This window comes from Acinetobacter lactucae (assembly GCF_013122135.1).
Lineage (GTDB): Bacteria > Pseudomonadota > Gammaproteobacteria > Pseudomonadales > Moraxellaceae > Acinetobacter > Acinetobacter lactucae.
Map to the genome: position 1 here is coordinate 650,355 of NZ_CP053391.1, position 23,583 is coordinate 673,937.

The 23,583-nt window shown below is 37.4% G+C and carries 19 protein-coding genes and 4 tRNA genes; 16 read left to right on the top strand and 7 right to left on the bottom strand.

Annotated elements, in window-relative coordinates:
- The first annotated feature begins 37 nt into the window (after positions 1-37).
- Complete coding sequence (locus tag HLV59_RS03190) at positions 38-382, top strand: zinc ribbon domain-containing protein YjdM (RefSeq protein ID WP_057104721.1); 345 nt, start codon at positions 38-40, stop codon at positions 380-382.
- Positions 383-593: 211 nt separating this feature from the next.
- A complete protein-coding gene (locus HLV59_RS03195; RefSeq protein ID WP_016143125.1) occupies positions 594-935 on the top strand; it encodes a YegP family protein in 342 nt (113 codons plus the stop codon).
- 238 nt (positions 936-1,173) lie between these two features.
- Here HLV59_RS03195 and HLV59_RS03200 read toward each other — a convergent pair whose 3' ends face one another.
- The 4 genes from HLV59_RS03200 to HLV59_RS03215 all read right to left on the bottom strand — a co-directional run bounded on the left by HLV59_RS03200 (position 1,174) and on the right by HLV59_RS03215 (position 7,877).
- Positions 1,174-2,889, bottom strand: a complete 1,716-nt coding sequence (locus tag HLV59_RS03200) for a proline--tRNA ligase (RefSeq protein WP_171429329.1) — start codon at positions 2,887-2,889, stop codon at positions 1,174-1,176.
- Positions 2,890-2,947: 58 nt separating this feature from the next.
- Positions 2,948-6,046 (bottom strand): efflux RND transporter permease subunit, encoded by a 3,099-nt coding sequence (locus HLV59_RS03205; protein WP_171429330.1) that lies wholly within the window; start codon positions 6,044-6,046, stop codon positions 2,948-2,950.
- A 15-nt stretch (positions 6,047-6,061) separates the two neighbouring features.
- On the bottom strand, positions 6,062-7,171 hold the full coding sequence (locus HLV59_RS03210) for an efflux RND transporter periplasmic adaptor subunit (RefSeq protein WP_171430571.1): 1,110 nt from the start codon (positions 7,169-7,171) through the stop codon (positions 6,062-6,064).
- Positions 7,172-7,238: 67 nt separating this feature from the next.
- Positions 7,239-7,877 (bottom strand): hypothetical protein, encoded by a 639-nt coding sequence (locus HLV59_RS03215; protein ID WP_171429331.1) that lies wholly within the window; start codon positions 7,875-7,877, stop codon positions 7,239-7,241.
- 283 nt (positions 7,878-8,160) lie between these two features.
- Here HLV59_RS03215 and pilG point away from each other — a divergent pair, with 283 nt between their 5' ends.
- The 8 genes from pilG (at position 8,161) to HLV59_RS03255 (ending at position 19,230) form a co-directional block, all read left to right on the top strand.
- Positions 8,161-8,544, top strand: a complete 384-nt coding sequence (gene pilG / locus HLV59_RS03220) for a twitching motility response regulator PilG (protein ID WP_000389061.1) — start codon at positions 8,161-8,163, stop codon at positions 8,542-8,544.
- 23 nt (positions 8,545-8,567) lie between these two features.
- Positions 8,568-8,930, top strand: coding sequence for a response regulator (locus HLV59_RS03225; protein ID WP_002116220.1), 363 nt, complete (start codon positions 8,568-8,570; stop codon positions 8,928-8,930).
- A gap of 60 nt (positions 8,931-8,990) precedes the next feature.
- Complete coding sequence (locus HLV59_RS03230) at positions 8,991-9,527, top strand: chemotaxis protein CheW (protein WP_002116439.1); 537 nt, start codon at positions 8,991-8,993, stop codon at positions 9,525-9,527.
- A gap of 42 nt (positions 9,528-9,569) precedes the next feature.
- On the top strand, positions 9,570-11,648 hold the full coding sequence (locus HLV59_RS03235) for a methyl-accepting chemotaxis protein (protein WP_016143403.1): 2,079 nt from the start codon (positions 9,570-9,572) through the stop codon (positions 11,646-11,648).
- 146 nt (positions 11,649-11,794) lie between these two features.
- On the top strand, positions 11,795-16,279 hold the full coding sequence (locus HLV59_RS03240) for a hybrid sensor histidine kinase/response regulator (RefSeq protein ID WP_171429332.1): 4,485 nt from the start codon (positions 11,795-11,797) through the stop codon (positions 16,277-16,279).
- A complete protein-coding gene (locus tag HLV59_RS03245; RefSeq protein ID WP_171429333.1) occupies positions 16,279-16,746 on the top strand; it encodes a hypothetical protein in 468 nt (155 codons plus the stop codon). Before HLV59_RS03240 ends, HLV59_RS03245 begins: the two co-directional genes overlap by 1 nt.
- A gap of 202 nt (positions 16,747-16,948) precedes the next feature.
- Complete coding sequence (locus tag HLV59_RS03250; RefSeq protein ID WP_171429334.1) at positions 16,949-18,340, top strand: coproporphyrinogen-III oxidase family protein; 1,392 nt, start codon at positions 16,949-16,951, stop codon at positions 18,338-18,340.
- 8 nt (positions 18,341-18,348) lie between these two features.
- Positions 18,349-19,230: an alpha/beta fold hydrolase gene (locus HLV59_RS03255; protein ID WP_016143399.1), complete on the top strand. Its 882-nt coding sequence runs from the start codon at positions 18,349-18,351 to the stop codon at positions 19,228-19,230.
- A 138-nt stretch (positions 19,231-19,368) separates the two neighbouring features.
- On the opposite strand, the gene dapE is transcribed toward HLV59_RS03255, so the two are convergent.
- The 3 genes from dapE to HLV59_RS03270 form a co-directional block, all read right to left on the bottom strand.
- Positions 19,369-20,505 carry a succinyl-diaminopimelate desuccinylase gene (gene dapE, locus HLV59_RS03260; protein ID WP_016143398.1) on the bottom strand — a complete coding sequence of 379 codons (1,137 nt, stop codon included), beginning with the start codon at positions 20,503-20,505 and terminating at the stop codon, positions 19,369-19,371.
- 125 nt (positions 20,506-20,630) lie between these two features.
- A complete protein-coding gene (locus tag HLV59_RS03265) occupies positions 20,631-20,774 on the bottom strand; it encodes an entericidin A/B family lipoprotein (protein WP_171429335.1) in 144 nt (47 codons plus the stop codon).
- A gap of 142 nt (positions 20,775-20,916) precedes the next feature.
- The gene (locus HLV59_RS03270; RefSeq protein WP_125699655.1) at positions 20,917-21,789 is read right to left on the bottom strand and encodes a DUF1853 family protein; all 873 of its coding nucleotides are present in this window, start codon (positions 21,787-21,789) and stop codon (positions 20,917-20,919) included.
- A gap of 103 nt (positions 21,790-21,892) precedes the next feature.
- Here HLV59_RS03270 and HLV59_RS03275 point away from each other — a divergent pair, with 103 nt between their 5' ends.
- The 6 genes from HLV59_RS03275 (at position 21,893) to HLV59_RS03300 (ending at position 23,548) form a co-directional block, all read left to right on the top strand.
- Positions 21,893-22,270 (top strand): YbaN family protein, encoded by a 378-nt coding sequence (locus HLV59_RS03275; protein WP_016143396.1) that lies wholly within the window; start codon positions 21,893-21,895, stop codon positions 22,268-22,270.
- Between the two features lie 101 nt (positions 22,271-22,371).
- Positions 22,372-22,875: a cell wall-recycling L,D-carboxypeptidase ElsL gene (gene elsL, locus HLV59_RS03280; RefSeq protein ID WP_081172824.1), complete on the top strand. Its 504-nt coding sequence runs from the start codon at positions 22,372-22,374 to the stop codon at positions 22,873-22,875.
- Between the two features lie 206 nt (positions 22,876-23,081).
- Positions 23,082-23,157: transfer RNA gene (locus HLV59_RS03285), tRNA-Val, on the top strand.
- Positions 23,158-23,181: 24 nt separating this feature from the next.
- A tRNA-Asp gene (locus HLV59_RS03290) sits at positions 23,182-23,258 on the top strand.
- A gap of 48 nt (positions 23,259-23,306) precedes the next feature.
- Positions 23,307-23,383: transfer RNA gene (locus HLV59_RS03295), tRNA-Asp, on the top strand.
- Positions 23,384-23,472: 89 nt separating this feature from the next.
- Positions 23,473-23,548: transfer RNA gene (locus HLV59_RS03300), tRNA-Val, on the top strand.
- Positions 23,549-23,583: the final 35 nt, after the last annotated feature.

The window sequence follows — 23,583 nt, forward strand, 5'->3', positions numbered from 1 at the left end:
TTGTATCTCGCATAATATACTTTTTGAGATTTTTTTCATGTCTTTGCCAAATTGCCCAAAATGCCAATCAGAATATACTTATCAAGATGGCGACTTATTGATTTGTCCTGAATGTTCATATGAGTGGAAAGAAGGGGAAGCATCGCTTACCGAAGAACAAGAAATTATTAAAGATGCGAATGGAAATGTCTTGGCAGATGGCGATAGTGTCACTGTAATCAAAGACTTAAAAATTAAAGGTTCATCTTCAGTCGTTAAAGTCGGTACAAAGGTAAAAACGATTCGTTTAGTTCCAGATGCAAGTGATGGTCACAATATTGATTGTAAAATTGATGGCATTGGTCAGATGAAATTAAAATCTGAATTTGTAAAAAAAGCTTAAACTGTTAATTATTATTACATTTCAGCAGAGATATATGTCTATATCTCTGCTTTTTAAATTCCTAACATCATTATAATTTTATTACGAAAAAGTATAAAAAATGGGCTATCCAAGGAATATTTACGCCTTTATATTGTCATTAATAACAAATAACTTTCGTCCAGAATAATAACGAAAGTCATACCCACACCAACAAAAAAATGAGGTTTTTATGGCAGGATGGTACGAAATTTCGCAAGCGAGTGATGGTCAATATCGGTTTATTTTGAAGGCAGGAAATGGTGAACCTATTTTAAATAGTGAGCTATATAAGGCAAAAGCCTCTGCTGTAAATGGTATTGAATCTATTCAGAAAAACAGTGGTGATGACGCCCGATATGAGCGTTTAACTGCAAAGAATGGGAAACCTTATTTCAATTTAAAAGCTGCAAATCATCAGATTATTGGCACGAGTCAGTTCTATGCGAGTGAAGCGTCACGAGATAAAGGAATTGAGTCGGTTAAAAACAATGGTTCATCGACAACTATTAAAGACTTAACTGTTCAAGCATAGATTTTTATGGTGATTTAAAAACTGTTTCTTTTAAGGGGCAGTTTTTTATTTGAGCAGAATAGCACGAAATTTAATATTGTGGTGGCGGCATGGATGCCGCTAGTATGGCTGCGGTAACATGGACGTACTGTCAGTCATACAAATGGTTTTGTTACTTTTGCCGAAACAAAAGTAAGGTATTGCCTATATAAATAACATTTGCATGTCACTACCATTTGAGGCAGTGACATGCATGTAGTTAACGCGCTAACTTAGCTAAAAGCTCTTCTTTAGTTAAATTGCTCGCTTCAGCATCGCGGCGGCCTTTATATTCAAAAGTACCTGCATCAAGACCTTTTTCACCAATCACAATACGGTGTGGAATACCCATTAACTCAAGGTCAGAGAATTTAACGCCTGGGCGTTCATTACGATCATCAAGTAATACGTCAAAACCTTGAGCTTGAAGTTCTGCATAAAGTGATTCTGCTGCTTCAAGAGTACGTGGTGATTTGTGCGCATTCATTGGAACAATGGCAATTTCAAAAGGTGCAATCGCTTGTGGCCAAATAATACCTTTGTCATCATAATTTTGTTCAATTGCAGCTGCAACTACACGTGTTACACCAATACCGTAGCATCCCATGGTTACTGTAAATGGTTTGCCATCTTCACCTAGAACTTTACAGCCTAAAGCTTCAGAGTATTTAGTACCAAGCTGGAAAATATGACCTACTTCAATACCACGTTTAATTTGTAGTGTGCCTTTGCCATCTGGAGATGGATCGCCTTCAACCACATTACGTAAATCAAAAACTTCACTAATTTGCGCATCACGTTCCCAGTTTACGCCAACTGCATGTTTGTCTGCTTCGTTTGCACCAGCAACGAAGTCTGAAAGAACAGATGCAGCACGGTCAACAATGACAGTTAAGCCTTTTTCGACTAAACCTTGTGGACCAGTAAAGCCAGCAGTTAAACCAAATGCTTGAAGTTGTTCTTCAGTTGCAAAAGTAAGAGGAGCCGCAACTAAAGGATGCTTCTCAGCTTTAATCTCATTCAGTTCGTGGTCGCCACGTACAAATAGAGCAACGACAGGAACATTCCCTTTCTCGTCTGCAACGCCTTGAACCAATAATGCTTTAACAGATTGCTTTGGATCTGTATTTAAGAATTGGCATACATCATCAATCGTTTTTTGGTTTGGTGTTTCAACCAATTTAAATTCTTGTGTCGGTGCTGCACGTTCACCAACTAAAACAGCCTCAGCCATTTCAACATTTGCTGCATAATCAGATTCAGTTGAAAATGCGATGTCATCTTCACCACTAGCAGCCAATACGTGGAATTCATGGGAAGCTGAACCACCAATAGAACCTGTATCAGCTTGTACTGGGCGGAAATCCAAACCTAAGCGAGTGAAAATGCGGCTATAAGTATCGTACATCACGTCATAAGTTTCTTGTAACGATTCTTGAGTTGCATGGAAAGAATAAGCATCTTTCATGATGAACTCACGTGAACGCATTACACCAAAACGTGGACGGATTTCATCACGGAATTTGGTTTGAATTTGATAGAAGTTTACAGGAAGCTGCTTATAACTTTTTAGTTCGTTACGCGCCATATCTGTAATAACTTCTTCATGCGTTGGCCCAAGTACAAATGGGTTCGTATGACGATCTTTAAAACGTAATAACTCAGGGCCGTATTGTTCATATCGACCTGATTCTTCCCAAAGACTTGCGGGTTGAGTCACGGGCATGAATACTTCCATCGCACCTGAACGGTTCATTTCTTCACGAACAATTGCATCTACTTTTTTAAGCACACGTGTTCCCATCGGCAGCCATGTATATAAACCAGATGCCAATTTACGAATCATCCCCGCACGTAACATGAGCTGGTGTGAAATCACTTCAGCATCATTTGGGGTTTCTCTCAACGTTGCAAATAAAAAGCGGCTTGCGCGCATGGAAAAAGTCCTAAAAGTTAAGCGTTATAAAAACGCAGATTATACGATAATCGCTGTATTATGACATGAATCGTCGAGTTTGACGCAGCATAAAGTTCTTCAAGTCATCCAGATAAGTGAAAATGACGGGTACAACTACAAGAGTCAACAGGGTAGAGGTAATCACACCACCAATAACAGCATGAGCCATTGGGGCACTTTGCTCACCGCCTTCGCCGAGACCTAAAGCTAATGGAACCATCCCCATCACCATAGCACTTGTTGTCATTAAAATTGGACGTAAACGGGTCTTCCCAGCTTGTAAAATAGCATCATAACGGCTGACACCCTGATCCATCGCTTTCTTAATAAAATCGATCAGCAAGATTGCATTTTTAGTGACGAGCCCCATCAGCATAATAATGCCAATAATTGAAAACAGATTTAGGGTGCTTTGGAACAAGAATAGGGCAAGAAAAACACCAATTAATGATAAAGGTAAAGACGCCATAATGGCCGCTGGATGAATAAAGCTATTGAATTGAGAACCTAACACGATATAGATAAATACAATCGATAGGGTAATAGCAGTTAATGCGTATCCAGCAGATTCAGCCATATCAGCATTGGCACCTTGAGTATCAAATGTATAGCCCGCAGGTAGCTTAAATGCCTTTTGCATTTTGTCGATGTCTTGACCAATGTCTCCACTAGGGCGCCCTGAGGTATTTGCCTCAATAAGAACCTCGCGCTCAAGATCACGTCTGTTAATTTGCGAAGCCCCAAGCTTTTCTTCGGTCGTTGCGACTGCACTCAATGGAACTAATATATTTTGTCCGGTTGCATTGGTTTTATTAGAGTTGATATATAAATTTTGCACATCTTGCGGAAGCATACGTTTATTTTCATTTAAACGTAAATTCACATCATAAGTTTCGCCATCACGGTCTTCCCAAGTGGTGACATTATCGCCCGCAATTAATGGTCGAATGGCATTCGCAATTTGGGAAACAGATAAGCCCAAATCACTTGCTAGCACGCGATTAATATGAACACCTAAAGTCGGTTTAGGTTCTTTCAATGAGCTTTCTAAATCAACTACGCCTTTAATTTTTTCCATTTCAGCAATAAAGCGATCTGAAATTTTTTGTAGTTCATTGAGGTCAGATCCTTTAATAGAAATCATGATTGGCTTTTGCCCGCCAGAGACAGAGTCCTGTGCTGCGGCAACAGAGGTCACTCGAATACCCGCTACAGTTTGCAAACGATCACGGAACTCATTGTTGAGAGTATTAAGATCTGAGCTACGTTCTTGTTTTGGCTTTAAAGTCACCCCTAAACCAGCATGGTTTTTACCAGAGTCTACTTCACTGTTAACCACGCCATACGTAGAAACGACATCGGGGAATTGTCTAATAATTTGATCGACCTGATGTAATTTTGCTTGGGTATATTCTAAAGAAGAATCTACAGGAGTCTCGAACTGAATGCGGACTTCACCTTTATCTGGTGTAGGTACAAATTCGGTCCCGATGAGTTTAGACAGCCCTAATGCAGCAAATAATGAAGCGATTGCAACAATAACCGTGATTAAACGGAAGCGTAGAGCAAGCTTTAATAGCTTTTCATAAACATGAGTAAGCCGATCTAGCAAATTAGAAATATGGTTAAAAAAACGTTGTAGCCAATTATCTTTTTTCTTTACAGGATCTTTCCAATGAGCTGAAAGCATTGGGTCGAGCGTAAAGCTAATAAACATTGAAATTAAAACAGCCGTACTGACCGTCACACCAAACTGATAAAAGAAACGTCCAATCAGACCACCCATGAAGGCTACGGGTAGAAAGACTGCCACAATAGTCAGCGTGGTTGCGAGTACGGCTAAACCAATTTCTTTTGTCCCTTCAAGAGCTGCAGTCACATGGTCTTTGCCCAGTTCAGTATGCCTGACAATATTTTCTCGAACTACAATTGCATCATCAATGAGTAAACCAATACTGAGCGATAAAGCTAACAGCGTCATCATGTTAATGCTAAACCCAAATGCCCAGATAAAAGTTAAGGTTCCGAGCAAAGTAATAGGTAAGGTTAGACCGGTAATCACTGTAGAACGGAAAGAGCCTAAAAATAATAAAACAATTAAAACTGCTAAAGCAGCACCTTCAATAATGGTTCGAACAACATCTTTGATTGAAGCGCGAATACCTTTAGAGCTATCAGCTACGACTTTGTAATCTAAACCCGCAGGCATTTGATCTTTTAATTTCTCTAACGTTTGATAAGTCTGATCGACGACTTTAATTACATTGGCATCGGAACTTTTTAAGATATCGACTGAAACTGCAGTTCTTCCATTATAAAAGGCACTCGATTGTAGTTCGGCTTGTGTGTCCTCAACGGTTGCCACTTGCTTTAAAAAAATGGGCGAACCATTTTTATTGGCAATCACCAAATCGCCAAATGCAAGGGGATGGATAACTTTCGATTGAATCTGTACGACCAGTTCAGAATTTTTTTGTTGTAAGGTTCCGGCAGGGACTTCAATATTTTCATTTTTTAAGGTGTTAATGACCTGATCAATACCAATGCCGTAGCTTTGTAATTGTGCAGGAATAACCTTTATTCGGATTTGCCGCTTTGCATCACCCAATAAATTCACATTACCGACACCTGAAACAGTTTTAAGCTGAGGCACAATTTTTTTATCTACATACGAACTTAATTGCGCCAGACTCATGCTGTTTGATTCAAATACAACCGACATGATTGGGCTAGAGGAGGGGTCATAGCGTTGCACAATCGGTGTATCAATTTCATCACGGAACTGTGCTGTGACAGGTGCAATTTTGTCACGGACATCCTGAGCAGCAATCGCCGAAGAAGTATCAAGATTAAACTCGGCAATCACCATTGAAAGGCCTTCACTTGAGCGTGAAGTAATCTGCTTAATCCCTGAAATTGTATTAATTTGATCTTCAAGTTTTTTTGTTATATCTGACTCAACCGCTTCTGGTGACGCACCCGTATATTGTGTAGTGACTACTACGAATGGGAAATCTATATTTGGAAACTCTTCGACAGTCATACGTTTCCAAGACGCCAACCCGAGTACCATTAAGCTGAGCATCATCATAATGGTAAAAACGGGGTATTTCACACTGATTCGAGTAAACCACATACGCTATTTGCTACCTTATTTATTTTTGTCGGTTGTAACCGTCACTTTTTTATTAATGTCGGAATCTTCAAATTGAATACGGCTGACCAGATCTGTACTTTGTAAACCTTCGACTAAAGCAATATTATCGTTATAACGCTGTTCAACCACTCGAATTTTAAATTTTTGAATGGTGTGATTGCGTATCACCCATACAAAAGGGTCATGTTGCATATTTTGAATGCTGTCTAAAGGAATAGTTTGGCCTGAATGAGTGTCATTGCGCAGAATATTTCCATTAATGAAAGCCCCAATGCTTAACGAATCAATTTTTTCTTTAGGAGCAGCGAAAAATTCGATTTGTCGGCTATCTTGATCGGCAACAGGTGAAATACGAGTAAGCGTTGCGTTTAATTGTTTTGAATTGCCCTGAATTTGATATTGAATGTTGCTACCTATCTTAAGCGCAGATTGTTGTTCAATAGGTAGCTTTGCCTGTATTTCAAGCTGATCTGGATTTACGATTTCAAATAGTGTTTGTCCAACTGAAACAGTTTGACCGGGTTCAACTTGTCGTTTAGTAATTACACCTGAAATTGGACTAGTAATAATTCCGTCCTGATCCGCTTTTTTAGCAATATCAACATTGGCTTGTTGTGCTTTTACACTTTCAAGTTGCCCTTTATAGTCCACCTGACTTTGTTCAAACTCGACCTGAGCAATAAAACCTTGATTGAATAATCTTTGTTTTCGATTCATTAAATTACGAGCAAGTTCAGCTTGTGATTGAGCCGATGCGAGGTTGGCGCGTGCTTGCGCTAATCGTGCAACATTGTCCTGATTATTCAATCTCACCAGAACTTGACCTTTTTGTACCTGTTGGCCGACATTTGCAGTGACATTCGTCGCTGTTGCGCTGACTTGCGCCTGAATGGAACTTTGCTGAACCGCACGAACAGTTCCTGTAAATGCGGTTTGAGAGTCAAGTGCTCCTTGTTTAACTGCAATAAGATCTTGAGGAATAAGCTCAATTTTTACAGGAGCTGAGGCTGTGGTTTGAGTTGTTTCTTGCTTATTACATGCAGTTAAAATTAAACATAAACTAATAATACTCAGTTTAAAAAAAGTAGAAGGGGTGAGATGCATTGTGTGCATACAGCATCATCCTATAATTCAAATTTTATTTTGCCCTATTCTTGATAAACCTTTGCAGTTATTCAAGCTTTTTTAAACGTTCGATAATATTTTCATACTCATTATTGGTTCGGTTATAGGTCTTGGAAAGGATTTCAAGTGTTTGTTTAACTCGATTAATATTATTTAGATTGTTTGCAATCAACGCTTTATGACGTTCAGGAATCATTTCTCCTTTTCTGAAATACTCCATTTCCTGACGCTTAAATAAAATTTTGTCTTGTTGTAATTGATTAAGTTGTTCCTGCTGATAATTAATTTGTTTTTTTATAGACACTAATGCCTGATCTCTTTTAATCGAAGCGGTCTTACTATTGCTATAAGCTTTTTTTAATTTGATATCTTGTTCTTTATGCCTTGCCAATAATGCCCGTTGACTTGATTGATTTAAATCAGCTTCAGCATTATACGAGTGGTTTCTTTTTATCACTTGCATATTCCGATCAAGAGCTTCATAACCATAACGAATATGAGCGGGTGTGACCGATGTACTAATATTGGCAATACCATGTTGATCATAATAACGATACCAAACCGCTTTGGGCGTATCGGCAAGAGCAACACTAGACGGTAAGAAAAAGAGTGATGCGAAGGAAATAATGCCTATAAATACAGACAAGCAATTCCTGTAAAAGGCATATTTCATCCTATCATTCATTGAAAATCCCCAAAAAGATAGCTAAGTCGCTTATTTTTAAATATTTAATCTTTATTATATTAATTATTATTTAGCTGAATAAAAATATAGTCATTATAAAAAAAATGATAATTTTAATTAAAGTGTGATGAGGTTAAAAGTTATTGTTTATAAATGAGAAAGTAGACAAAAAAGCCTCATTGAAAATAGACGGCCAGATATGTTAAAAATGCGTATAAATGTGTAAAAACAAATTTAAGTTAAATTGCATTTATATTTTATTTTTATGGGGATGGAAGATTAAATGGAAGATGCATTCCAAAATCTGAAAGTAATGGTGATTGATGACTCAAAAACCATTCGCCGTACAGCAGAAACTTTATTGCAGCGCGAAGGCTGTGAAGTCATTACTGCTGTGGATGGATTTGAAGCTTTGTCCAAAATTGCAGAAGCAAATCCGGATATTGTTTTTGTCGATATCATGATGCCTCGTTTAGATGGTTATCAAACTTGTGCTTTGATAAAAAACTCTCAAAATTATCAGAACATTCCCGTTATCATGCTCTCTAGTAAAGATGGTTTATTTGATCAGGCAAAAGGGCGTGTGGTAGGTTCAGATGAATACTTGACGAAACCTTTTAGCAAAGATGAATTGTTAAACGCGATTCGTAATCATGTAAGTTCATAACCAGTAATTTGAGGGCAAAAAAAATGGCACGTATTCTCATTGTAGATGATTCACCAACAGAAACTTTTCGTTTTAAAGAAATCCTAACCAAACATGGTTATGACGTGCTTGAAGCATCAAATGGTGCAGATGGTGTAACTCTTGCAAAAGCAGAGCAACCAGATCTTGTATTGATGGATGTTGTAATGCCGGGTGTAAATGGTTTTCAGGCAACACGTCAGATTACCCGTGATGAAGATACTAAGCATATCCCTGTTGTTATTGTGAGTACTAAAGATCAGGCAACTGACCGTGTATGGGGCAAGCGTCAAGGTGCAATCGATTATTTGATTAAGCCAATCGAAGAAAATCAATTGATTGATGTAATTAAACAATTTCTAAATTAACTCATCCATCCATAAAAACATAAATAACGGGCATTTTGTACCCGTTTTATAGGATCGAGTATGGCAGCGAATGGATTTATCGAGTTACTTCGTTTGTCTAAACGGGGTAATAAGAATTACGCTTCAGTTCAAAATGAAGCACAGCGATGGTCAGGAATTGCTTTTGAAATGAGAGGGCAATACTTCGTCGCACCACTTGGGGAAGTGTCAGAAGTAATCTATCCGCCAAAATATACACCTGTTCCAAATACCCAAAGTTGGGTAAAGGGATTGGCAAATATTCGAGGAAGATTACTTTCAGTGTCTGATTTGGCGCATTTTATTTTAGGGCAACGAAGTTCATTTTCGTCAACTCAAAAAGTATTGTGTATTAGCCATCGCGACCAGTATGTGGGGTTGGTCGTGGATCAGGTTTTGGGGATTCAGCACTTTAATAAAAAAAGCTTTTTTTCTCAAAGCTTAGACTTAGAGGAAAATCTAAAAGAATATTGCCAAGGTTATTTTCATCAACATAACCAGCATTGGCATGTCTTTTTATTTAGTCGTTTATTGCAAAACCCACATTACATGAATGCATCGACAAAATTTATAAACTAATTTTTACGCTGTGAAAACAGAGTATTTTTCTGGGGAAAAGCTATGGGCTTTAAGCTTAAAAAGAAAGGCAGTAGTCGGGTTGCGTCCGAAAAATCGGGTGTCAATTTTATTGCAACAATCCAATCAAGAATTGAGCAGTTTGCCAGTTTATTTGGGGAAAGTGAAAAGTCCAAGCCAATCCTATATGCAGCACTTTTATGTTTTGTGCTTGCATTAGTTTCTCTAGCCTATCTGTTCTATAACGTACCACGTCATAACCAGTTAATTCGAAGTCTTGGTGAGTTACGTTTGTTATCTCAAACGATTTCTAAACAAGCAACTGAAGCAACTGAGTCTGGCTCTCAAGAGGCAATCACCAAGCTACAGCAGTCTCAAAAAGACTTTAATGAAAACTTACTTGAGATTGAAAATATTCACGGTAAGTCGAATGATGAATATCAAAAAGTTCAAGTTATGTGGACTGAACTTTCAAAAAATATTGACTTGATTTCAGCACATCAAAAAGTTCTTAACCAGCTATATGACACCAACATCTCTATTAGCGAGACGGTTCCTGAGATTCAGGCGGAATACAACTTGATGGTTGACCAAATGGCACGCCAAGGTTTGCCAAGTAGTCAGGTAATTATTGCTAAGAACCAAGTCTTCATTGCCGAACGTATTTTACGTTCTATTAACTCGGTATTGAGTGGTACCGATGGAAATGTATCGACTAGCGATTTTGGTGTAGATATTGATACGTTTGGTACGTACTTAAATGCTGAACTTAACGGTAATGCTGAATTGGGTGTAGACCGTATTGCTGATCCAGCCTTACGTGAGTCTTTAGAAAGTATTAAATCTGAATATGACAAAGTTTTAAAATCTGCTGCTGCCACTGTATTAAAAAATGGTAACCAGATTGTCAATGTTCGTCAGGCATCTTCTCAGATTTTCTCTAAATCAGATGTGATGTTAGATAACTTGGGACATTTATCTGATGTAGCAAGAAAGAACTGGCTTACTTTATTCTTGGGTGCGGTGTTAATCAGTTCTTTAGCAGGCTTAATCTTCTCGGTATTTAAATTAATCACATTACGTAGTGTGATGGATAAGCAACGTGTTACTCGATTACAAGACGAGTATGACCGTAACCAAAACGCGATCTTACGTTTACTTGATGAAATCGCCGATCTTGCAGATGGTGACTTGCGTTCATATGCAACAGTATCTGAGGATTTTACAGGAGCAATTGCCGACTCGATTAACTTTGCGATTGACCAACTACGTGACCTTGTATCCCGTATTCATGAAACCTCTCAAGAGGTAGCTCGCTATACGCAAGATACGCAAAATATTACCAACCAATTAGCAGAGGCATCTGAGCATCAGGCTCAAGAAATTGCTGGTGCATCAACAGCAATGAATGAAATGGCGCAATCGATTGACCAAGTATCTTCAAATGCATCTGAATCTGCTGAGGTAGCAGAACGTTCGGTACAAATTGCCTCTAATGGTGCGCAAGTGGTAAACCGTTCGATTGAAGGTATGGATACAATCCGTGAACAGATTCAAGAAACGTCTAAACGTATTAAGCGATTGGGTGAGTCTTCACAAGAAATTGGTAATATCGTATCGCTCATTAATGATATTGCCGATCAAACAAACATTCTTGCGTTAAACGCAGCAATTCAAGCATCTATGGCGGGTGAAGCAGGCCGTGGTTTCGCCGTGGTTGCTGACGAAGTACAGCGTCTTGCGGAGCGTTCTGCATCGGCAACTAAACAGATCGAAACTCTGGTTAAAACAATTCAGACCGATACAAATGAAGCTGTTATTTCGATGGAACAAACCACCACTGAAGTTGTGCGTGGTGCAAACTTGGCAAAAGATGCAGGTATTGCCTTAGATGAAATTCAAAAAGTATCGGGTGATTTGGCAAACTTAATTGCCAGCATTTCTGATGCAGCAAAACTTCAATCCGCATCTGCCAGCCACATTGCTACCACCATGACAGTCGTACAAGAAATTACTTCACAAACGACAACAGCAACCTTTGATACAGCACGCTCTGTTTCTGAACTAGCAAACATGGCAGAGTCATTACGTGAATCGGTAACGGACTTTAAATTACCTGATTAAATTGGGGATGAGAATAGCTGTTTCTGTACCGCTATTCTTCTAAAAAGTATTAACAACACCAGATAAATATTGGGGAACAGCTATTTTTCTGGTGTTGACTCTGTCGTTTTTCTCCATTTGGGAGACAAGCAAAAGAAGCCTTTGCTATGAAAGAAATATTAAAAACTTTAACTGAAGCAATGATGCTACCGGAAGATAGCTACTCTCAACAAGATGATGAATTTCTTGAAATCTTTGTCGAAGAAATTGAGGAAATTTTTGTTGAATTACAATCTTTGATTGACGAGTGGATGCAATCTGAAAATATTGCTACGCTTACTGAAATCCGCCGTTATTTTCATACATTGAAAGGTTCTGGCCGGATGATTGGTGCAAAATCATCTGCTGAGCTTGCTTGGACTGTAGAAGATACGCTTAATCGGGTAATCAATCATAGTCTCGGATTAACTCCTAACATCCAACAATATGTTCAGTTGGTATTTAAGTTCTATTTCTTTAAGTTAGTCGATGACTTCAAATCTAAAAAAGATCATAGCCTAGACTTTAAATCCCTAATTTTATTGGGGCAACAATTACAACAACAGCAAAGTTTAGAACCCGCTTTAGACGAACTTTTATTATTATCAGATATCCTTACTGCTGAAACTCAAACTGGTTTAGAAACATATGATTTAGAACCAGAAACAGCTAAAGTTTTAACTATATCTACTCCAGAAGTCGCTATAGAAAATGAGCAGACCCTTGCTGAAACCTTAATTTTATTTATGGAAGAAGCAGAAGAATACTTAGCGACGATTGATCAATTTTTAGAACAAGAAATACATCAGCATGAAAGTTATAATGCTTTAATACGTGCGTTACATACGTTACGCGGCAGCTCGGCCATGGCGCATGTTGAACCAATCTTTGATGCTAGTACCAAGGTTGAGCATTTATTTAAAATACTATTACAAGAAGAGCTTTCTTCTCACTCTGAAGAAATTTCATTACTCCGTTATTATCGTGAGTTTATTCGAAATAGTTTAGATCTATTGGCTGCACATTGCTCTACTGAGCAATTGGAATCTGATCTACAAAAATTTAATCAGATTTGGGATGCTTATATGGAGCAGCATGGTGAGCATTCAAGCCCACTCATACCTCCACATGGATTAGTGTCTCAGTTATTACAATTAGATGTTGCTGAATTACTTGATGCGGAATTAGATTTTGAGAAGGGAATACGGACAGAGTTTCCTCATTATCTTGAACGTTTAAGTGAACAAGCAGATGTGTTGTTGCAACACACTCAGTCGCAAGCAATGGTTGGTTTATATGAATATACTAACCAGTTGAAAGAAAGCTATGACATATTGCTTGATCGACCTGATTTATTACAATCAGACTATGTTTTTGAAATTTATCAAAAAGCGCACCAACAATTAATTCAATTATTTGATGCCTTAGCTGCGGGACAAAGAGTAAGTATTATTGAGCAACACCAAAATGTCTTGGAAGAGCTAAAACTATATACTCAACATATTCCAATTCTTAATATTGAACCAACCTTTAATACTGAAGTTGAACAAACAACGAATAAACCTCTGATAGAAAATGTATTCACTGATCAGGTCACAATAGGGCAGAGTGTACAACTAGATCGACAATTCATTTCGTCTGAGCATGTAAACCGTCATTTTGATCCAGATCTATTAGATATTTTTCTTGAAGAAGCTGATGAGTTGCTTGAAGGGATGGATACAGATCTTAATATTTGGGTTAAAGATCAAGAAAACTTTGCCGCTCTTAATAATCTGATGCGTTATTTGCATACCTTAAAAGGTGGGGCAAATATGATTCAGGCAACTTATATTGGTTTAATTGCACATGAATTAGAAAGTATTTATGAGCGATTAATTCAAAAACAATTAATAGCTTCGTCTGCTCTCATTGATTTTATTCGACTAGTTCAAGATGACTTGGCTGACCGTCTTCAAATAGTACGTGAACAGCACCTAGATTATGCTGCTTCTCATACTATTCAAGCGCTTAAAAATGCAGCCCAGACCTATGATTCATTTAGTTCTACTGTTAAAGATGAGCAAACACAAACTGAAGCATATGTTATACCTGAATTAAATTTTGAAGCATTACAACAAGAAGTAATAAATAATACGGCATTAAGCTTCAGTGAGTTAACTTCTGGTTCTGAGCCGATTGCCGAGTCTAATAATCAACTTGTTGAATACGCTGAATTACGAGTTCTTTATGCTGATCACGATCATACAGAGAGTGTCCAAGATCAAGATATTAACTCTGTTGTCGAGCAGACATTTATGGAGGAAGCGGCCGAACTATTAGAGATGGCCGATCACTTATTAAGACAATGGTTCGAGCAGCGTACAAACCGTAGTATCTTGCTTCAGCTGCAAAGGGCTGTGCACAGCTTGAAAGGTGGTTCCCGTATGTTGGGACTTGAAACCGTACAAGCGATTGCTTATCAGCTCGAAAACGCTTTTGAACAGTTTGCGCTTCATCATTTCAGCTCAAATATCTATGACAACTTATTAGAGAGTGCAATTGTCTGGTTAAAAGAGGCAATTTTTAAACAAAATTATCAACACTTCGATGGTTTACAACAAAGTCTGGAAAATATTCAGTTCATTGAAACGGCAATTCAAATTCCTAGTAAGTTAACTAGAACGGATCTCTTTAGCTCGGAACCTGTAATGAGTTTTGTGCAAGGTGACGGTACAGAACCGCCGCCAATGATGGGCGCGTGGGAACACACAGAACGGCTTGATCAAAATAATGAGATGATTCGAGTTTCGGCAGATTTAATTGAAAAAATGATTGATCTGTCTGGTGAAAACTCGATTAACCGATCGCGAATTGAAATGGATTTAAGCCAATTTGGTCATACCTTAGCGGAAATGGAATTGGCTATTCAGCGACTTGCAGATCAGTTACGTCGAATGGAAGGCGAATTGGAAACCCAAATTATTGCAAAACACGGTATTGAGAACTCGCGTTATACGGAATTTGATCCTTTAGAGATGGACCAATATTCTTCATTAAATCAGTTATCAAAATCTCTTGCCGAGTCTGCATCGGATTTAGTAGATTTTAAAAATACATTATCTGAAAAGATCAGAGACACCGAAGGTTTATTGGTACAGCAATCGCGTATTCAGGCTGAAATTCAAGAAGGTCTCATGCGCACACGCTTAGTACCATTCTCCCGATTGTTGCCTCGTCTACAAAGGATTGTGCGACAGACTTCTACCGCGTTAAATCGACCAGCAGAGCTTTTCGTAAATAATACGGAAGGCGAGTTGGACCGGACAATGCTAGAACGTTTGGTTACGCCACTTGAGCACATGCTTAGAAATGCAATTGACCATGGACTAGAAGACCGTGCACAACGTGAGCAAGCGCAGAAACCAGAAACTGGACGTATTGAACTGAATATTCATCGTCAAGGTACAGATGTTGTCGTTACCTTTAAAGACGATGGACAAGGTATTGATATCGAGAAGGTTCGTCAAAAAGCATTAATGTCTGGTTTGATTCACTCTGAACAAGTATTAGAACATCAAGATATTTTACAACTGATTTTCCATCCTGGTTTAAGCACTGCCGATCAAGTCACTCAGATTTCAGGTCGTGGTGTAGGACTGGATGTAGTGCAGAGTGATATTAAGGCCTTAGGTGGCCACATAAGTGTCGACTCTGTCTATGGGCAGGGCACTGTCTTTACCATACGTGTTCCAACGACTGTAGCCGTTAGTGATGCCTTAATGGTTAAAGTTGCTGATCAGCAATTTGCAATCCCATTGGCTCAAATTGATCGAATTGTGCGGGTTTCACCAGCATCATTAGAACAATATTTCGGAAGTGCACAAGAAGTCTTTGAATTTGAAAATAAGCGCTATCCATTACGTTATTTATCTGAGTTTGTTGGTAATCAACCAATTCCGCGCTTAAGTGGAATGATGTATTCATTACCAGTATTAATGATTAAGGCAAATAATGGACAAACCGTCGCATTATTAGTTGACCAACTGATTGGCTCGCGCGCACAGATTGTAGTTAAACCAATTGGACAACAATTTTCTAGCATTGGTGCGATTGCAGGAGCAACTATTTTAGGTGATGGTCAAGTTTGCTTAATTTTAGATGGACAAAATATTGCTCGCCAAATTCAGTCTACTCATCGATATAAGCTGCTTAATGAAACTATCTATAGACAACGCGAGTCTGACGAACGACGTCTTATCATGATTGTAGATGACTCGGTAACTGTGCGTAAGGTGACGTCTCGTTTACTTGAACGTCAGGGCTATGATGTAGTCACAGCTAAAGATGGGGTCGATGCAATTGAACAGTTGGAAAATATTAAACCAGATCTCATGTTACTTGATATTGAAATGCCGCGAATGGATGGCTTTGAGGTGCTTAACCTCGTTCGACATCATGATCTACACCAAGATATGCCAGTGATTATGATTACATCACGAACTGGTGAAAAACACCGTGAACGAGCATTTGCTTTAGGTGTTAACCAGTACATGGGTAAACCTTTCCAAGAAGAAGACTTACTTCACAATATTGATGCCTTATTCATGACATTTGAAGGGGGACTTGCCTAATGCAAAGTAATATAACTACATCTTTAATTAATGAAATGGACCAGCAAGAGCTTCAGCATTTAATTACTGTCTCAACTGGTTTTATTGATGCATATATTATTGAGTGCCATCAGCAAGTGCCGATGCTATTGCCACAAAATATAGTGTTATCTGCTATGGATGTTAAAAATGGTATCAAGCATATTGAATGGCATGATGTAAAACTCCCTGTTTATTCGATTCACAATGAAATGGATTCGCGAGCAGTAGCATTAGTCATTGAAAGTGAAGATATTAGTCAACGTTTTGCACTTATGTGTAAATCGATGCCAGTTTCAGTTCGTCTGCGTATTTCTGAAGTCGTAGATGAAAATGAAGATATACAAGAGTCTTTACAGCACCCAACTGTATTTAAATATGTACGTATGGACAATCAACGCTACTACGTTCCTAATTTGCAATATATCCAAAATTCATTTCATCTATAAAAAAAGGAACTCATTTCGAGTTCCTTTTTCTTATGAAAAATAAAACAATTTATGGAGGATATTAAAATTTATATTCAGGATACTTAAACTAGAGTAAATTAATGAAATATGAAGATTTTTAAGCTAATTAAGGAGGCGAGTAATTGTATATTATACTTAAATATAATATATTTATTGATATTTATTTTTAAGTATAATGACAATGGATATCGCTTCAATTAAAAACTTCATAGAAAAAAATAAAGTTAGACATTTATCAAATAAAGTTTTACATACTCATCCTTCACCTAAAATGTGGAAAACAGATTTACCAGAGAAAGAAAAAAATTATTTGCTAAAGAATACCGAAGCTCAATATAAGTCTATAAATTTATATTTAGGTATTCCGTATTGCATTCCTACAGATCCACCTCACTGTGGGTTTTGTCTTTTTCCTACTCAAGACTATAAAGGTAAAAAGGAAATAGACTATTATTTAAACTTTTTAAATAGAGAAGCTCATTTATATAAAGAATTTTATCAAGGTGCTCAACTAGAAAGTCTATATGTAGGAGGAGGTACACCTAACTTACTTCAACCTCATGATTATATAAAACTGGCTAACATTGTGTCATCCGTTTTTCCGGACATGGGGTTATCTACACCCATAGAAATGACTTTAGAAGGTATTCCTCAACTTTTTAACGAAGATAAAATAAGAGCAATTAAGGAGGCTGGTTTCAATCGAGTCAGTATGGGGGTACAACAGGTTAATGATGAGCTAATCGCTACCAGTGGTCGAAAACAAACAAGAAAGCAAGTTTTCGATGCGATTGAGTTATTTCACAAGTATTCTCTATCTTGCAATGTTGATCTGATCTATGGCTGGCCAAATCAATCGATTGAAGCAATGTTAGGAGATTTAGAAAGTATTGTTCAATCAGGAATAAAACATATTACTCATTATGAGCTTAATATTGCTGGTCGATCTGATTTTGCTACAAAACAAAAGCAGAATACGCCATCTATTGAGAGAAAAATTGAAATGTATAACATTGCAAAACAATTCTTAATAAGTAAAGGCTATAAACAAAAAACAGTATATGACTGGGAAAAACCAAATGATAATTATCTGATCTCAGAAAAATATTTATATGAAGATAATCTCAGAGATTGTTTACATGAAAATGGTCAAAATAAAATGACGACAATGAGCGGATTAGGTTATGCAGCGGTTAATATGAGATTACAGCCTAACTCATCAGAAATTAAGTCTGTTTCAGCAATGAACCACCGAAACCTAAATGAATATTATGATGCGATATCTTTGAATAAGCTTCCTATTGAACGTATGTTTGTTCATGATACTGAAGATGTAAAACTAATCTGGATATTCCAAGCATTACAAGAAATGAAAATTAATACTAAAAAATATGAGAAAATTTTTAATAGTGATATTAAACTCGACTATAAGCCTATATGGGATGCCTTAGTTGAAGAAGGCTGGATAGAGTATAGAGATGACTATATTAAACTTATTAATGAGGGTGAGTTTTATACTCCACTCATTCAAGCATTGCTAAGTCAACCTAGAATAAAATCTTTACAAAAGTAGAAAAATAAATGTCAATTCATAAAGAACTACATATTTTAAAAACAGATGATCATGGCGAATTTGCTTTATGGGAAATTTCTAAAAGAAATAATTCTCTGATAAAAAAAGAAGCAATTTTCTTATCTCATGGTGCATTTTCGGATAAAACTGTCTGTATAGGTATTGCAGATTATTTGGCAAATCATGGTTATATTTGTTTTATTTTAGAGTGGCGAGGGCATGGTACTAGCCCAAAAACAGATATACCATTTAACTTTGAAACTGTTGCACTATATGAATATAAAACTGCATTTCATTATATTCAACAACATTTTAATATTACCTCATTACACTGTGTAACCCACAGTGGTGGAGGTTTATGCTTAACCATGTTCTTGATTAACTATCCTGAGTATTTAAAAAATATTCAAAGTATTACTTTTATTGCTTGCCAAGCATTTGGAGCGGTAAATAATTCCTTTGATTTTATTAAATTATTTTCTGCAAAACTAGTCGTTAAAGGTCTTGGTCAGATACCTGCTAATAAATTTAAGTTAGGAAGAGTAAATGAAAGCTATTACACGATGAGACCATGGTTTAATTGGAATTTGAAGCAAAATTTTATAAGTGAATATAAAAATATTGATTATAAAAAACATATGAGCTCTATTAGAGTTCCTATATATTCTATCTGTGGAACTGGCGATAAATTTATTGCACCTGTTAAAGGGTGTTATAAATATTTAGAGGCTTTTGAGAATAAAAATAATATATTTCGCGAATTTGGTGATTCTAATAATAACTTGGAAAATTATTCTCATAGTCGAATTGTACTTAGTCAAAATGCTGCTAAAGAAGTCTGGCCAACTATATTGCAATGGATAGATAAGAATTCCAAAGCAGCTTTTTAAGCTATTTATATTAAAACTAATTTTCTAGTTTATTGAATGTAAATAATATTCAACATTTTTAAAGAAGGTACTGATACTTTAAATATAAAAAAAAGCGCCCCAAAAAGGGCGCTTTTTCAATTTATTAGATCTTAACTTTTACTTAGCTAACAAATTTTCTAAAATTTGCTCATAAATATCGGTTAGTGGATCAAGGTCATGTACGTCAACATGTTCATTAATTTGATGAATTGTTGCGTTCAGAACACCTAACTCTAATACCTGTGCGCCTGTTGGAGCAATGAAACGTCCATCAGAAGTACCGCCACTCGTTGAAAGCTCGGTTTCTGTACCTGTTACGTTCAAAATTGCAGTCTGCGCCGCATTAACGAGTTCACCGACTGGTGTAAGGAACGGTAAACCAGAAAGATTCCACACGATTTCATACTGTAAACCGTGTTTGTCTAAAATTTCATGCACACGTTGTTTAAGTTGTTCTGCTGTCACTTCTGTTGAATAACGGAAGTTAAAAGTAACTTCCAATGTTCCAGGAATGACATTCGTTGCGCCAGTTCCAGCATGAATATTTGAAATCTGAAATGAAGTTGCAGGGAAATATTCATTTCCATTGTCCCAAACAGTTTGGCATAGCTCTGCCAAAGCGGGTGATGCCTCATGAATTGGGTTGCGTGCCAAATGTGGATAAGCTACATGTCCTTGCTTGCCTTGAACCTTTAATACGGCATTAAGTGAACCGCGACGGCCATTCTTAACAATATCACCCAGTTTATGAGTGCTTGAAGGTTCACCAACTAAACACCACGTCATTTTTTCGTTACGTTTTTCAAGAGTCTCAATAACTTTAACCGTACCATTAATAGCAGGGCCTTCTTCATCAGAAGTAATTAAAAAGGCAATTGAACCTTTATGATCAGGATGTTTTGCGACAAAACGCTCAGATGCAACGACCATGGCTGCAAGAGCAGTTTTCATATCGGCCGAACCACGACCATATAATTTGCCATCGCGAATTTCAGGTATAAACGGATCTGAATTCCATGCTTCTAACTTACCTGTAGGAACTACGTCAGTATGACCGGCAAAACAAAATACAGGTTCTTCAGTTCCTCGGCGTGCCCAAAGATTATCAACTTCACCGAAACGCATTGGTTCAATATGAAATCCAATTTTGGCTAAACGGTCTGCCATGATGGTTTGGCATGTATGGTCAACAGGAGTAACAGAAGGCTGTTGTAACAGGTCTAAGCTAAGCGAGAGAGTATCTGAGTGGTTCATACCGAAAATTGCGTGCTGATCAGGTGAAATATAGTCCGATATAATAGGCGAATCTCTATAGGAAGGGTACGTAAAAATAAAAAAACCTTATCGGAAAGATAAGGTTTTTTCGTGACAACTCTAACTTACATTTTATCTTGTGTTTTTTCAGCAGTATTTGTTACGGCATCACCTGCTTTAGAAACATCTTGCCCAAAACCTTTAAACGTATTACACCCTGTTAAAATAATAGCAACCATTACAGACGCAGATAAAACTTTTTTCATCATTTTCTCCGTTTAAATTTAATAATGAAGTAAATTTAGATTAAAAAACAAACGGAAAAAGAAACATGACTGTTTAATAGTAAAAACGTTATAAAATGTTTCTAGAAGCTTAAAACTTATTGTTAATTAGCTTAATTTTTGCAAGTTAGTGCGAAATCGACTTAATGTTTAAGTATGAAGGATGCCTAAACATATAAAATATGACCTCTTCACTACTTTTACAATATAAACCATCTGTCCACCAGTGCGCTGAATCTGAACTAGGCTGTTGATTTGGACACAACCATTCGTGTCTTTCTAATCGATAAAAGGGAGAGTGTGGAATGGTTGTACCCCAATATCCCAATCGACGCTTTAAATTTATCCAGTCTGGTAATGACTGTTGTAAATTTAATTGTAAAGGTAAATAGAGTTGTCCTTTTAAAACAGCAAAACGTTGTTCGATCTTAAAATTTAATGCTTCAGAGAACTGAAATTGCTTATTCGTAAAATGATAAAGTTTTTTGCTCAGAGTATCTTGGCGATTCAACCCAATCCATTGTTCTAAAAGTAAATCCGCCTCGCCTAAATAGTATTTTAGCGCGACTTCCCAGTGTTCAACTTGTTGAGTTTCTTTATTTAAAATTAAGAAATCTAACTCACCTAAAGTTATTGCTCCTTCAATTTTTTGAATACTATGACCCAACAATTGATATGGATGATAATTATCCTCTTGTAGCCAGAACCAAAGTAAATTCTCAAAGCGTAAGCCTAAGCGTGTACTTTTAAGTTGAGATAAAAACTGTATTAAAGGCTCTGGTGACTGATCGAGCTCTTTTAAACGTGGTAAATAATTTTGGAAATGCTCTTCCCATATTTCTGTGGGATGCAGCTTAAAGTGATGTTGTATAGAAAAACTTTTTGGTAATTGGCTAAGTAAATTCGGACTAGCGATACAAAAAGCCAGCTGTCGCACTATAGGGTGTCGAAATTGAAGCCATGGTTCGAAATAGGAAGTTTTCACTGAGGCAATATTCATATATTTAATACTCGATGCAATTCATCCTAATTTCATAAGGGATCAACAAACAATATAAGAAAAACACTTTATACTAACGCTAACAGCAGGTTAAGGTTTATATATGCGAACATTGTTCTGGCGCTCTTTAGTCGTGATTTTTATCACACTAGGCATTATTGGAGCAATTTTACCAGGTATGCCCACAACAGTGTTTTTGATTCTGGCTGCATGGGCAGCTTCAAAGGGATGGCCACAAATGGATGACTGGTTATTAAATCATCCCAAATACGGTCCAACATTACGTGATTGGCGAGCCAATGGTACAGTGCCACGTAAAGCCAAGTGGATTGCAAGCATAATGATGGCAATCAGTGGCCTGATCATGCTATTTACTTCAGCACCGCTTTGGGTCAAGGTTTTTACTGATACTACCATGTTCATCGTTGCAGTTTGGTTATGGCTACGGCCTGAGCCAAAAAGTGAAACTGCGCGTAGATAAAAGAAGATTGAGAACCTTTTATTTTTGGCGCAAGACAACTTCTTCCTATAAATTTTTACTTAAACTCAGAATATTTGAGTTGATATAAGAGAGTAAGTTCAATGTCTCAATTTAAGCTCGAAGATGCCGATGTCCTCATCGATTTGGCAAACCAAACCTTAACTTTGCCTAAACATAATAAGTTTTATGTCATTTCTACCGGAAAGAACGGAATCGGTGAGCAGGAGAATACGGGTAAAACTCCACGTGGATGGCATAGAGTTGCAAAAAAAATTGGTGCCCAATCTCCTCAAAATGCGGTTTTTATTGCACGTAAGCCAACAGGGGAGATCTATAGTAGTGAACTAGCAGCACAATTCCCTGAACGAGATTGGATATTGTCACGTATTCTTTGGTTAGATGGTTTGGAAGAAGGCTTTAATAAAGGCGAAGGTCACGACACCATGCAGCGTTATATCTATATTCATGGTACACCTGATAAAGAACTGATGGGTGTTCCCATGTCACATGGATGTATTCGAATGCGTAATGAGGAAATCATTGAATTGTTTGATTTAGTCTCTGAAGATGCATTGGTTTATTTGTCTGAGCAATCTTTAACCTAAAATAGGATTTTAGAAATTCTTATTTAATTAGCTGAATGATCAAAATATTAAAATAAGTGCTTAAATAAAATACAAAAAATTGTTTTTTACTTAATAATGACTTATTTTTAATCATTCATTCGCATTTTTTTGAAAAGTTGTCGAAAAGCGTTTGACACCTGTTAAAGATTCTCTATAATGCACCTCACAAACGATGAAGACGTTAAGGGCGCTTAGCTCAGTTGGTAGAGCGTCTGCCTTACAAGCAGAATGTCGGCGGTTCGATCCCGTCAGCGCCCACCAAGCCTTTACGTTAAGCTCTCAAGTGCAGCGGTAGTTCAGTTGGTTAGAATACCGGCCTGTCACGCCGGGGGTCGCGGGTTCGAGCCCCGTCCGCTGCGCCACTTAAGACTTAACATCGTTTTACCCCACAATCTCGACATTGTGAAAGTGCAGCGGTAGTTCAGTTGGTTAGAATACCGGCCTGTCACGCCGGGGGTCGCGGGTTCGAGCCCCGTCCGCTGCGCCACTTTTCAGTTCGGGTTGTGTTTGGAAGAAGATTTGAGATGTAAAAATTTTAAATCGAAAAATTAATAATTTATTAGTTTTTTCTTCTTGGGGCGCTTAGCTCAGTTGGTAGAGCGTCTGCCTTACAAGCAGAATGTCGGCGGTTCGATCCCGTCAGCGCCCACCATATATGTGACCATGCTTTATTTTAAAGTATTGTAG